The sequence below is a fragment of the Pseudomonas sp. NIBRBAC000502773 genome (genome assembly GCF_006517195.1).
Taxonomy (GTDB): domain Bacteria; phylum Pseudomonadota; class Gammaproteobacteria; order Pseudomonadales; family Pseudomonadaceae; genus Aquipseudomonas; species Aquipseudomonas marginalis.
In genome coordinates this window covers 2,209,531-2,221,496 of record NZ_CP041189.1, presented here as the reverse complement: position 1 = coordinate 2,221,496, position 11,966 = coordinate 2,209,531, and the positions used below count along the sequence as shown (strand labels likewise).

Genomic DNA, 11,966 nt, shown 5'->3' with positions numbered 1-11,966 from the left:
AAGTGATGAGTAAAAAAGCCGTTATGGTGTTCAGTGGCGGTCAGGATTCGACGACCTGCCTGATCCAGGCGCTGCCGCTGTATGACGAAGTGCACTGCATCACCTTCGATTACGGTCAGCGCCATGTCGCGGAAATCGAAGTCGCCCGGCAGTTGGCCAAGCAACTGGGGGCCACCGTTCACAAAGTGATGGACGTGTCGCTGCTCAACGAACTGGCGATCAGCAGTCTGACCCGCGACAACATCCCGGTGCCGACCGTGAACAGCTCCGGCGAAAGCCTGCCGAGCACCTTTGTGCCGGGCCGCAATATTCTGTTTTTAACCCTGGCGGCTATCTACGCGTATCAGGTCAAGGCCGGGGCGGTGATCACCGGCGTGTGTGAAACCGACTTCTCCGGCTACCCCGATTGCCGCGATGAGTTCGTCAAAGCCTTGAACCAGGCGCTCAAGCTGGGCATGGAGTACGACGTACGCCTGGAAACCCCGTTGATGTGGCTGAACAAGGCCGAGACCTGGGCATTGGCGGATTACCACCAGCAACTGGACCTGGTCCGCGAGCAGACCCTGACCTGCTACAACGGCATTATCGGCACCGGCTGCGGCGAGTGCGATGCGTGCAACCTGCGTGCACGTGGCTTGAATGACTACCTGCAGAACAAGGCAACGGTCATGCAGAGCCTTAAGCAGAAATTGCAGCTGAACTGACCCCCCACTGCGCAGCTATCGAGCCTCGCCAAGGTTCGATAGCTGTTACGCAAATCAGGCAGTGGCGTTGGTCAGGTAGCGCTTGAACAACGAGCGGGCACCGTAGGCCGGCAGGATATTGAAGAACGCAAAGCCGACTTTGATCGCGATCTGTACGTAGATCATGCTCAGGATGTCGCTGGTCTGCATGGCGCCGTAGAACGCGATGAAGCAGAACAGGAAGCTGTCGATAATCACCGCAAAGAACGTACTGAGGAAAATGCGCAGGTACAGGTATTTGGAATTGGTCAGCTCTTTGATCTTGCACAGTAAATACGAGTTGATATTTTCCGACACCAGGAACGACACCGAAGAGGCGATCAATACCGACGATACCTGGACGATCACATCGTTGTAAGGACCGTCGAGCTTCCAACCTGGCAGGCCGGGCAGGAAGGTCGAGCCGTAGAGCAGGATGATGATCATCGCGTTGCTGGCAAAGGCAAACAGAATGGCCTTTCTGGCGAGTCTCAGGCCGAAGTTTTCGTTGAGCAGGTCCACGATCAAAAAGGTCAACGGATACAGGAAAGTGCCGGGCGTGACGATGATGTCGAGTGACTCGATGTAGATCGGTTTGGTCGCGGCGATGCTGGTGAAAATATAAAAAGTGAAGAGCAGCAGGTTCAGGATGATGTAGATCATCCATGAGTTTTCATTACGGTCATTGAGGTCGTACGCGGTCACCGAGCCGCCTTGGGAATAGAACTTCTTGTACAGGTTTTTAACTTCCATTTTATTTAAGTTGTCCATGATTTCGCTGTTGATGACTTCGCTCAACTTGACCCGGATGATCTTGCCCGTGGCGATGATCATGATCACGGCCAGGCTCTTGTCATTTTCGAAGCCAAGCAGTTTGTACTTGCTGTTTTCTATCTCGCTTTCATGCGTGGTCATTGAAGCGCTCCTCAATGATATCGCCCAGTACACACAGGCGTTCTGAGTTGGCGCAGGCCTCACGGCTGATCAACAGCGCCTGAGTGACCTTGTCGAACACCAGCTTTTCCTTGGTATCGCTCGATGAACCCTTCTGGATGATCAGCAGATCACCTGGCTCGTTCACTCCCGCGATGGGATGCTCCAGCTGCACGCCGATCAGGTTATGGGACGCGCCGAAGTAGTACGTGAGCGGGAAGAGGGTGGCCAGTTCGCCGATGCGCTTGTCCAGGTGCTGCATGACCTGGCTTTGCTTGAGCACAGGCACGGCTGCCGGGTTCATATTGCCCTGGGGCGAAACACTGCTCTCGATGATTTCCTTGGCTTCAAAATCGATGGTCTCGATTTCTTCGTAAGACACGCCGAAAAAATCGGAAATCTTGCGCAGGGTCGACTGTTGAACGTTGACGACCTTGCCTTCGAGGATGTTGTAGATCGTGGTGCGGGTCAGGCCGGCCGCGCTGCACAACGACAGTTGGGTCTCGCCGCGGCTCTTGATCAAGTACTTGATGTTGCTCTTCAAGTGCTCGGTTTTTTCTCGTCTGTGCATCACGTGCTCACCACTTCCCTTTAGTAAAAACCGTTGATCCTTGAAGACGCCACGCAGGCTGTTTCAGCACTGAAGTACCCATCCAGGGCGTTCAGGCTTTGCGGCGGGCGCAAGTGTTGCACGCGCGTGGCTTAACAATAAAGCCCAAGATGCTCGACCCTGTCAGGCGGAAAGGCAAATGGCCAGTTACTCGGCAAAGGGGGACAAAAGCGAACATTTAATTTGGAAAATGTTTAATTTCCTGTTTAATTGGGCGCCACGGTTCAGGACGAACCGCTACGCAGCGACCAAGGAAAGGACACTCCCCATGGCAGTCAATACCGTACACCTGCAGGATCAGGCTGACCTGTTGCGCCGAGGCATGGCGGATCTGCACGCCGAGGACATGGAGTTGGCGATGCTGCTGGACGCGGAAGTGGCGCGCCAGCACCGCACACTGTCACTGGTCGCGTCCTCCTGTGCGGTCGAACCCCGCACCCTGGTGGCCTCCGCGTCTGCATTGGTGAACATCACTGCCGAGGGCGCGCCTGGCCGACGCCATCGGGCGGGCTGCGAGAATGTCGATCTGGTCGAGTCCCTGGCTATCCGCAGGGCGCGTGAATTGTTCGATGCCCACTACGCCGGCGTGCAGTCGCACTCGGCTTCCAACGCCAATGCCCAAGTGCTGTCCGCCCTGCTTGAACCGGGGGATACCCTGCTGGGCATGGCCCACGATCACGGTGGGCACCTTACCCATGGCAGCCCCGCCGTATTTACCGGTGCCTACTACAAGGCCATTCGCTACGGCACCACCGCCGACGGACTGATCGATTACGCGCACGTGCGTAGTCTGGCGCTTGCCCATCGCCCACGCATCATCATCTGCGGTGCATCGGCTTATTCGCGGGTTGTGGATTTCGAGCGGTTTCGCGCCATAGCCGATGAAGCGGGTGCGATCCTGCTCGCCGACATTTCTCATATTGCCGGGCTGGTCGTGACGGGGCGGCACCCGAGTCCGATCAACGCCGCGCATGTCACCACCACCTGTACCCACAAGCAGCTGGGTGGGCCGCGCGGAGGCTTGATCCTGTCCGGCCGCGATGCCCATACCAAGGTGCCCGGCTTGAGAGCGACCTTCAGCCGTGTACTTGATCAAGCCGTGTTCCCACGCATGCAGGGCGCGCCGGCGGTCAATATGATCGCCGCCAAAGCCGCTGCGCTGGGCTACGCGATGACACCGGAGTTCGACGCATGCATGGGGCGGATTCGCGCCCTGGCCGATGAAGTGGCCAGCGCGTTTCAGGCCCATGACTATGAAGTGGTCGGCGGGCGCAGTGAAAACCATACCGTGCTGATTCGCTTGCGCGGCGGCGTTACCGGCGCTATCGCCGAGTCGGCGCTGGAAAGCTGCGGTGTCGTGGTGGATAAAAACCGCATACCGGGTGAGACGCGTTCGTCTGCCGTCGCCAGTGGCTTGTGTATCGGCACGGGCTCCATGGCGCAACGCGGTGTCGATGCCGAGGGCTGTCGGCACATCATCGATCTGGTGTGCCGGGTATTGGACAATGTCACCCCGCTGGGGGAGCACGCGTACCGCCTCGAACCGATTCTGCAGCAACAACTGCGTGCAGAACTCGAAGCTTTGTGTGCGAAATATCCCATCGCCGGCTACTGGGAACGCTGAAGCGCCCTGCTCGAAAAAAGCCCCGTCTTCGCACGTTGTACGGGGCTTTTTCATGGCGGCTCGGTTAAATCCTTCGTTCCTTGTCTCGTCATACCCTTCTATACGAGCTGTGCGAATTCCTCACCCGTCTACAAGGAGTAGTCACCATGGTCAGCGTTAGTCGTCGATCCCTTCTCGCTCTTGGCGCCGCCCTGCCTTTGCTCGGACGCCTGGATTGGGCGCTCGCCGCACCCGCGCCGATCAAGGCTGACAAGGTACTGCTCAACTACAACGAAAGCCCCTACGGGCCTTCGACGGCGGCCCGCGAAGCGATGCAGCGCGGCATCGCGACAGCCGGGCGGTATCCGTACAAACACATGTACGCCTTGGCCGGCCTGTTTGCCCAGCAGCACGGGATTGCCGAAGAGCAGGTGGCGGTATTCGCCGGCTCCATGGCCGCGCTGCGCTACGCGGTGTTGGCGTTCACCAGCGAAACCCGCGGCCTGGTGATGGCCACGCCGTCCTACGAAGTACCGCGCCAGGCCGCCGAGTCCCGTAAGGCGCCGGTGCGCGAAGTGGACCTTGGCGCCGACCACGGCCACGACGTTCCCGCCATGCTCGCCGCCGATCCCCAGGCGGGGATGCTCTATGTCTGCAATCCCAACAATCCGACGGGCACCCTCACCTCTACCGAGGCTATTCGCCAGGCGCTGGCGAACAAGCCCAAAGGCAGCGTATTGGTGGTGGACGAGGCCTACATCGACTTCGCCGACACCCCAAGCGTGGTGAGCTGGGTCAAAGACCATGACGACCTGTTGGTGTTGCGCACCTTCTCGAAAATCTATGGCATGGCCGGCGCCCGCCTGGGCCTGGCGATCGGCCACCCGGCGCTGCTGGAACGGCTGGCGGTATTCGGCGGTGACAATGTCCCGGCGGGTTCTTCCCTGCTCGGCGGCCTCGCCAGCCTGGAAGACGTAAAGCTGCTGCCACAACGCAAGGCGCTCAATGCCCAGCTGCGCGATGAAACAATCACCTGGCTCAAGGGCCGTGGCTTCACCTGCACGGCGTCCCAGGCCAACTGTTTCATGATCGACGTGAAGCAACCGGCCGAGCAGGTCATCGAGAAACTTGCCACGCACGGCGTACTGATCGGGCGGGTGTGGAAAAACTGGCCGCAGTGGGTGCGCGTGACGGTGGGGAACAAGCGGGAGATGGAGCGGTTTCGCGAGGTGTTTGCGGCGACGGTCTAGCGCCGATGTGGGAGGGGGCTTTCTTCCTCCCACATTCAGTTCAGGGATGTCACTGCTGCGCGATGCTGTAGCCCTCAAACGCCGTCTGCTGTTGCAGCGCAGTAATCACGCTCTTGCGGCTCAGCGGCTGCTCGACGCCGGCGTTATCCACAAAGCTTTCAACCTCCAACTCGGCTTCGTCGCCTTCGCCTACAAAGCTGAAGCCCAGGAACTCAAACGCCTCACGGTCGACGTTCAACCGCGAGCGTGGCGTGCGCAGCGGCAGGGTGACGCTGATGCCGTCCTTGCTGATCACAAACACTTCGGCTTCTTTCTTGGGGCGAGCGGCCTTGCCTTTGCCGGCGCTTGGGTTGCTGATGGCCTGGTGAGACTGGTTCAGCACTTTGAGGGCCAGCCCGTAGACCAGCTCCTGAAACTCAGGATCATCCTTGAAGCTCGACAGGATGCGGCTGATGGAGAACTTGCTGCTCAGGTCTTCAAGGGCGAGGTTGTCAGCGGCTTCGGCGTCCTTGAGCTGCTTGAGCTGGCCCATCAGGTCGTAGGCCTTGTCGTCGTCGAAGGCGTCGTGGGCCTGGCGGATGGCCACGCGCAGTTCGCGGATCTGGTCGCTTTCCTTGGAGGTGTGAAAGGCGTCCAGCACCATCTCGCTGATGATCTTGGCGGCTGGCACATGCTGTGAAAGATTGATGGCGTTTTCGTATTCAGCCTTGGCGTGCAAGGCGACTACGGATTCTTCGGCGGAGTGTTCGGTGTAAGAATCGGACATTGAAATTTCACTACTTCAGTAAACGGAAGACAAAAAAGCGTCGCGCATTTTCAGCGGGGAGGGGGATCAGGTCAAGGCTGCCGACCGGCGAATGCAGGGCGTCAAACCAACTGCTTCAGGCACGCCTGGAGAATATCCAGCCCTTCTTCCAACACCGCAGGCTCGATGGTCAGCGGTGCCAGCAAGCGCACGATGTGCCGCGACTTGCCGCTGGGCATCAACAACAGCCCGGCGTCTCGCGCCAGGCTCAGCAATTGGGTCAGTTGCCGGGGCGCGGGCGTGCCGTCGGCGTTGGCCAGTTCGATGCCACGCATGGCACCGACGCCGGTCAGGCGACCCAGGTACGGCGACAGGTGCTGCGAACGCCAGGCGGCATAGCGGCCAACGATCGCTGCTTCCTGTTGCGAGCCCCAGACCTGCAAGTGTTCGTCCGTCATCGCATCGAGGGTGGCCAATGCCGCCGCGCAAGCGATGGGGTTACCCGAGTAAGTACCACCGAGGCCGCCTTTGGGCAGGTTGTCCATCAAGGCCTTGCGCCCGACTACCGCACCCAGCGGCACGCCGCCGGCGATGCTTTTGCCCAGCAGGATCAGATCCGGTTCGATGCCCAGGCGTGAGAAGGCGAAACGCTGGCCGGTGCGCCCGAAGCCCGATTGGATCTCATCGGCAATCAGCAGGATATTGTGTTCATCGCAAAAGCGCCGCAGGGCGTGGGCAAACTCGATATCCAGCGCCAGGAAACCGCCTTCGCCCTGCACCGGCTCGATGATGAAACAGGCGACGTCACCGACGTCGATTTCCACGCTGAACAAGCGGTCCATGGCTTTCAGCGCTTCAGCGCAGCTCACGCCGTTATCGGCGCTGGGGTAGGGCAGGTGATACACCGGGCCGGGCAGGACGCCGACCTTTTGTTTGTAGGGCGCCACCTTGCCATTGAGGTTGAGGGTGGCCAGGGTGCGGCCGTGGAAGGCGCCGTCAAAGGCGATCACCGCCGTGCGGCCGGTGGCGCCGCGCACGATTTTCAAGGCGTTTTCTGCCGCTTCCGCACCGCTGTTGGTGAGCATGCCGCTGACGGGGTAGTCCACCGGGATAAACCCGGTCAGGCGATCCATCAGTTCGATGTAGGGCGTGTGCGGTGCAGCGTTGAACGCATAGTGGGTCAACTTCGTCGCCTGTTCACGAATCGCCGCCACCACGCCCGGGTGGCAATGGCCAAGGTTGAGCACGCCGATCCCGCCGACAAAGTCGATATAGCGTTTGCCCGTGGTGTCCCAGACCTCGGCGTTGCTGCCATGGCTGAGGCTGATGGGATGAACGATGGAAATCGACTGGCTGATGGTTTCGCGGCTCATGAATCTCGGACTCGGCAGTGGCGGGTGTATTTTTATCTAAGCCGTGGGCCACGCCCTGCCGCAAACGAAATAAAGTCGCCGGGTCATTCCAAATCGGAAGGAGCTGTTGCCAAAAGGTCGTTTGTGGCCACGCGGTAAACCCGTCGATACTCCCCCGGCAGCATCAGAAGCCGGCGCGGGCGGTGTGGCGCCGAATAACAAGAAACGACAGGGAGAGCCTCGCATGAACCGATTCAACATTACCTTGGCCATGATCAGTGCCGCCGCCGTGTTTGGCCTGGCCGGCACCGCGCACGCCGGTTCGACCCTGGACGCGATCCAGAAAAAAGGGTTTATCCAGTGCGGGGTCAGCGACGGGTTGCCAGGTTTTGGCGTGCCTGACAGCCAGGGCAAGATGACCGGCATCGATGTGGACGTGTGCCACGCCGTTGCGGCCGCCGTATTCGGTGACGCGTCCAAAGTGAAGTTCACCCAACTGACCGCCAAGGAGCGTTTCACTGCCCTGCAGTCCGGCGAAATTGACGTGATTTCGCGCAACACCACCTGGACCAGCTCCCGCGACTCGGGCATGGGCCTGGTGTTCACGGGGGTGACCTACTATGACGGCATCGGCTTTCTGGTGAACAACAAACTGGGGGTCACCGCCGCCAGACAACTGGACGGCGCAACCGTGTGCATCCAGGCCGGCACCACCACCGAACTCAACGTTTCCGACTATTTTCGTACCCATGGCATGAAGTTCACGCCGATCACCTTCGACACCGCCGACGAAAGCGCCAAGGGCCTTGAAGCCGGGCGTTGCGATGTGCTCACCACCGACCAGTCGGGGCTGTATGCCCAACGGATCAAGATGGCCCACCCGGATGAGTTCGTGGTGTTACCGGAGGTGATTTCCAAGGAGCCGCTGGGGCCACTGGTGCGCAAGGGCGATGACGAGTGGTTCAGCATCGTCAAGTGGACCCTGTTTGCGATGATCAACGCCGAGGAGATGGGCATCACCTCGCAGAACGTCGAAGAGCAGGCCAAGACCACGAAAAATCCGGATGTAGCGCGACTGCTGGGCGCCGACGGCGAGTACGGCAAGGACCTCAAGCTGCGCAAGGATTGGGTGGTGCAGATCGTCAAGCAGGTGGGTAACTACGGTGAAGTGTTCGAGCGCAACATCGGCCAAGGCAGTGTGTTGAAGATCAGGCGCGGGCTCAATGCCCTGTGGAGCAACGGCGGCATCCAGTACGCGCCACCGGTGCGCTGACAGGCTCGGCTTACGCCGACACGCCATCTTTCCCCGCCGCCTTGGCGCGATACAACGCCTGATCGGCACGCGCCATCAGGGCGGCGGGGGATTCATCCATATGGCGCTCGGCCACACCCAGGCTCAGGGTCACGGGCAGGTCGCCGCGCATCGGCCGCTTGCGCATCGTCTGGCAGATGGCCTCGGCCAACTGCGTGGCGGTTTCCAGCGAACTCTTGGGCAGGACCACCATGAACTCGTCGCCCCCCCAGCGGGCCAGCAGGTCGCCTTGGCGCAGGCAGCTTTCCAGGCATTCCACGACCTGCACCAGGGTCTGGTCGCCGACGCCGTGCCCGTGCCGGTCGTTGATGGGCTTGAAGTCATCGATATCCATCGCGATCAATGCCAGCGGCAGGCGAAAACGCTGGGCGCGGTCGCATTCTTCCAGCAGGACTTTTTCCAGGCGATAGCGGTTGGCAACAAGGGGCAGGGCATCCCGTTCGGCCAGGGAGCGGTTTTCGTCCAGCTGTAATTGCAACTGCTGGTTGACCCGTGACAACTCGCGCGTGCGCTCGGCCACCAGTGCCTCAAGGGATTGGTTACGTCGCTCCAGCTGTTCGACGGAGCACTTGCGTATATGAATATCGCGATGGGCGCCGACCATCCGCGCCACCGAGCCATCGGGGTTACGGGCAATCACGTAGCCCCGGTCTTCGATCCACAGGTAGCTGCCATCTTTTTTGCGGCAACGGTATTCGATTTGATAGTAGGGGGCGCGACGGTGGATGTAGTCATCGAACAGCGTCATCACGTGGGGGTAGTCTTCCGGGTGGATGACGGTCTCCCAGGTGAACACGCTGTTTTCCAGGGAATGGCGGGGGTAGCCCAGCATTTCGTACCAACCCGGGTTGCGGTAGACGAACCCGGTATTGGCGTTCCAGTCCCAGATCCCGTCGCTGACCAGCTCCAGCACGGTATGCAGCATGTCGGCATTGAGGTGGGAGAAATTGCCGTTGTCGGAGGTATCGTCCATCTGTGCGCTCCTTGCATGGGCTGGCGTCCAAGGCCAGTCATATTGATGCCGATACTCCGTGGCTGGAGCTACTGTACAACGGAGCTTGTGCGCTTTGAATAGGGCGGATGGACGGCTACAGGAGGGTGGCCATGGGCTATTGCTTCGGCGCGATCATCCTCGTACGCGCCTTCCCGTCGGCGTTGTGCTGGTAGATCGTGTCAGGCTGCCCCCGCTTGTTGAAAAACACTTGGCCGATGCCTGCCGAATTCCATAACCGTTCACCGGCCTCGGCATGCTCCGGGATATGCGGCACCACCTGCATGGTGCGGCGGCGAGTGAACCAGTTGAGGGGGGAACGTGGCGAGTACAGCCAGCGATTGAGGCGGTCGAACCATTCCAGCAAGCGCGGCGGGAATTCATTCTTGATGCCGCTGCTGGTGATCTGCCAGATCCTGGGGCCGGCGTTGCGATGGCGGATCAGCACTTCATAGACGAACGAATAGTGCACATCCCCCGAGAGGATCACGTAGTTACCCGGTGTGCGCGAGTGGCGAAAGATATTGAGGATCACCTGGGCCGCACCGCGATGGGCCATCCAGTTTTCTGCGTCCACCAGCAACGGGTGGCCGCACCAGCTGAAGATTTTCTGCACGGTCTCGATTAGCTTGACGCCGAAGATCGGCGCGGGGGAGACGATGATGGCCGAGGGATGGTCGAGCAGTTCCTGTTGCAGTTCGCTCAAGGCTTCCCAGTCCAGCAGGCCGGACGGTTGCTTGAGGGTGAATTCGCTGCGCCAGCGCCGGGTGCGGGTGTCGAGCACCACCAGGGCCGGGGTGGTGGGCAGTACGTAGTGCCACTGCTGGAACTTCAGTAGCGCCGCGAGCAAAGCATCCTGTGCCTGGGCGTCCAAATGATTGTTCTGCGCCTGGGTGGCCAGTGCCTGGGAGTGGCCCACCAGCTCATCAAAGGCGTCCGGGTTATTGCCCCAGCCCTGGCACAGCAGGTATGCCAGCAGGGCGTTACCGATGATGCGTCTGGAGAACGGATGGCCGTAGGCGGTTTCTTCCCATTGTGCGCTGAGGTTCCAGTCGTCGGTGATGTCGTGATCGTCAAAGATCATCAAGGTGGGCAGATGGGCTAATACCCGCGCCACGCCCGGCAAGCCATCGCGAAATTTATCCACCTGCACTTGTTCGCGGGCATAGCGCGCAGTTTCATCGGCGTTCAGTTGCGGTGGCTGTACGGTGATCAGGGACCAGGGGGTGGGCGACCACACCAGCAGGTACATTGCCATGACTTCGGCGAACGTCACCAGGTGATTGTCGGCGGTGCTGCTTGTGAAAATCGGCTTTTTCACGCCGCCAAAAAAACGTTCGCGCAGGGTCTCGTTGCTGTCCAGCGCGGGTAGCAGGTCCGCGCGGTGGTAGTAGCTGGCGTGATGCCCGTAGAGGCTGGCGCTGTCTTCTACCACCGCGCCTTCCAGGTACTCGTCGAACAGGCCCAGGCGCGCAATCAGCCCATGGATCGCCCGCAACATCGGCCCGGCCACATCGTCGGCGTACACCTGGTCGCCGCTCATCATCAGCAAGGCTGGGCGGTCGGCCGGGTTCGGCGCGTCGGCCAGCAGCCGATCGACACAGAGCAGGCCTTCGTCGGCGCTGTGGTGAGGTTTGCGGCAGGAGCCGTGTACCAACTGATGGATGTGGCTGTGCAGTACAAAACTTGGGCAGTGTGTGTCGGTGTACAGCAGGTGCGGTGCCCATTCGGTAATGCCGGCGTCGTCGACCAGCAGGTCATAGTGGATGACTACGTCCTGGGGCAGCGCCTCGTCCAACCGTACATCAATCAGATGGATGAACGCCTGGCGCCCCACCGGCACGATCTGGCACCGATCCTGGCCCAGCGGTATGTCCACGCACTGTTCGGCACAGTGCAGTTTCAGGGTCAGGGGCAATGCCCGGCTCCCCACCAGCCACAGCACCAGGCGCCGGGGTTCCAGGCGCCGCAGCAGAGGGCCGGCGAGTACGGCGGGCAAGGTGTCGGGATGTGGCATGCAGTAACAGGCTCCGGCCAGGGTTGAACCGGCAAGGTTAGCGCAACGGATGTCAGTGTTTTGTTAAGGCGGGACGGTATGCAAAAGGAAGAAGGGCAATACGCTGCCCTTCTTCCTGCGGTTCAGAGCAAGTTCCCTTTGCCCAGGGTATCCAGGCCGCCACTTCTGGGTCGGCTGCGCGATGAACCATCAGCCTCCTGACGCTCCAGTTGCGCCTGGGGTTCTTCAATACTGCGTTTCTTGCGGTGCAGGGCTGTGGCGTCCTGCGGCGCAGTGGGGGGAAGGGGAGGGAGCGGTGTGGCGTTGATAGAGCTGAGCATGGACGTGTCCTTCTATCCTATTAGTCGACTGTTACTTCACCCCTTGGAGCGAAGTGCAGCCAAACTTATAGAGCAGGGTGCTGGCGAGCTATAAACGCCCTGCTTCAAGAT

General features: G+C 60.4%; 11 protein-coding genes. 4 read left to right on the top strand and 7 right to left on the bottom strand.

Going from position 1 to position 11,966, the window contains the following annotated elements; genetic code table 11:
* Positions 1-5 precede the first annotated feature (5 nt).
* Positions 6-704: a 7-cyano-7-deazaguanine synthase QueC gene (gene queC / locus NIBR502773_RS10215; RefSeq protein WP_141155973.1), complete on the top strand. Its 699-nt coding sequence runs from the start codon at positions 6-8 to the stop codon at positions 702-704.
* A gap of 54 nt (positions 705-758) precedes the next feature.
* Here the strand turns inward: queC and NIBR502773_RS10210 are convergent, their stop codons facing one another.
* Complete coding sequence (locus NIBR502773_RS10210; RefSeq protein WP_141155972.1) at positions 759-1,637, bottom strand: queuosine precursor transporter; 879 nt, start codon at positions 1,635-1,637, stop codon at positions 759-761.
* Complete coding sequence (locus NIBR502773_RS10205; protein ID WP_083236361.1) at positions 1,624-2,229, bottom strand: helix-turn-helix transcriptional regulator; 606 nt, start codon at positions 2,227-2,229, stop codon at positions 1,624-1,626. The genes NIBR502773_RS10210 and NIBR502773_RS10205 overlap by 14 nt, the downstream gene beginning before the upstream one ends.
* Before the next feature lie 304 nt (positions 2,230-2,533).
* On the opposite strand from NIBR502773_RS10205, the gene glyA reads away from it, so the two are divergent.
* Complete coding sequence (gene glyA / locus NIBR502773_RS10200) at positions 2,534-3,889, top strand: serine hydroxymethyltransferase (RefSeq protein ID WP_141155971.1); 1,356 nt, start codon at positions 2,534-2,536, stop codon at positions 3,887-3,889.
* A gap of 146 nt (positions 3,890-4,035) precedes the next feature.
* Positions 4,036-5,118, top strand: a complete 1,083-nt coding sequence (locus tag NIBR502773_RS10195; protein WP_141155970.1) for a pyridoxal phosphate-dependent aminotransferase — start codon at positions 4,036-4,038, stop codon at positions 5,116-5,118.
* A gap of 49 nt (positions 5,119-5,167) precedes the next feature.
* Here NIBR502773_RS10195 and NIBR502773_RS10190 read toward each other — a convergent pair whose 3' ends face one another.
* Positions 5,168-5,884, bottom strand: a complete 717-nt coding sequence (locus NIBR502773_RS10190) for a hypothetical protein (RefSeq protein ID WP_115488660.1) — start codon at positions 5,882-5,884, stop codon at positions 5,168-5,170.
* 101 nt (positions 5,885-5,985) lie between these two features.
* Complete coding sequence (locus tag NIBR502773_RS10185; RefSeq protein ID WP_141155969.1) at positions 5,986-7,236, bottom strand: aspartate aminotransferase family protein; 1,251 nt, start codon at positions 7,234-7,236, stop codon at positions 5,986-5,988.
* 223 nt (positions 7,237-7,459) lie between these two features.
* Between NIBR502773_RS10185 and NIBR502773_RS10180 the strand changes: the two genes are divergently transcribed.
* Complete coding sequence (locus NIBR502773_RS10180; protein WP_141155968.1) at positions 7,460-8,488, top strand: amino acid ABC transporter substrate-binding protein; 1,029 nt, start codon at positions 7,460-7,462, stop codon at positions 8,486-8,488.
* Positions 8,489-8,498: 10 nt separating this feature from the next.
* On the opposite strand, the gene NIBR502773_RS10175 is transcribed toward NIBR502773_RS10180, so the two are convergent.
* The 3 genes from NIBR502773_RS10175 to NIBR502773_RS10165 form a co-directional block, all read right to left on the bottom strand.
* Entirely contained in the window at positions 8,499-9,500 is a 1,002-nt protein-coding gene (locus NIBR502773_RS10175) for a diguanylate cyclase (RefSeq protein WP_141155967.1), read from the bottom strand.
* Positions 9,501-9,636: 136 nt separating this feature from the next.
* Positions 9,637-11,535: an alkaline phosphatase D family protein gene (locus NIBR502773_RS10170; protein ID WP_141155966.1), complete on the bottom strand. Its 1,899-nt coding sequence runs from the start codon at positions 11,533-11,535 to the stop codon at positions 9,637-9,639.
* Positions 11,536-11,657: 122 nt separating this feature from the next.
* Positions 11,658-11,855: a hypothetical protein gene (locus NIBR502773_RS10165; RefSeq protein ID WP_141155965.1), complete on the bottom strand. Its 198-nt coding sequence runs from the start codon at positions 11,853-11,855 to the stop codon at positions 11,658-11,660.
* Positions 11,856-11,966: the final 111 nt, after the last annotated feature.

What these genes read in the sequence shown, in the direction of transcription:
- queC (WP_141155973.1), top strand. Translation starts at nt 6, where the DNA reads ATGAGTAAAAAAGCCGTTATGGTGTTCAGTGGCGGTCAGGATTCGACG.
- NIBR502773_RS10210 (WP_141155972.1), bottom strand. Translation starts at nt 1,637, where the DNA reads ATGACCACGCATGAAAGCGAGATAGAAAACAGCAAGTACAAACTGCTT.
- glyA (WP_141155971.1), top strand. Translation starts at nt 2,534, where the DNA reads ATGGCAGTCAATACCGTACACCTGCAGGATCAGGCTGACCTGTTGCGC.
- NIBR502773_RS10195 (WP_141155970.1), top strand. Translation starts at nt 4,036, where the DNA reads ATGGTCAGCGTTAGTCGTCGATCCCTTCTCGCTCTTGGCGCCGCCCTG.
- NIBR502773_RS10190 (WP_115488660.1), bottom strand. Translation starts at nt 5,884, where the DNA reads ATGTCCGATTCTTACACCGAACACTCCGCCGAAGAATCCGTAGTCGCC.
- NIBR502773_RS10185 (WP_141155969.1), bottom strand. Translation starts at nt 7,236, where the DNA reads ATGAGCCGCGAAACCATCAGCCAGTCGATTTCCATCGTTCATCCCATC.
- NIBR502773_RS10180 (WP_141155968.1), top strand. Translation starts at nt 7,460, where the DNA reads ATGAACCGATTCAACATTACCTTGGCCATGATCAGTGCCGCCGCCGTG.
- NIBR502773_RS10175 (WP_141155967.1), bottom strand. Translation starts at nt 9,500, where the DNA reads ATGGACGATACCTCCGACAACGGCAATTTCTCCCACCTCAATGCCGAC.
- NIBR502773_RS10170 (WP_141155966.1), bottom strand. Translation starts at nt 11,535, where the DNA reads ATGCCACATCCCGACACCTTGCCCGCCGTACTCGCCGGCCCTCTGCTG.
- NIBR502773_RS10165 (WP_141155965.1), bottom strand. Translation starts at nt 11,855, where the DNA reads ATGCTCAGCTCTATCAACGCCACACCGCTCCCTCCCCTTCCCCCCACT.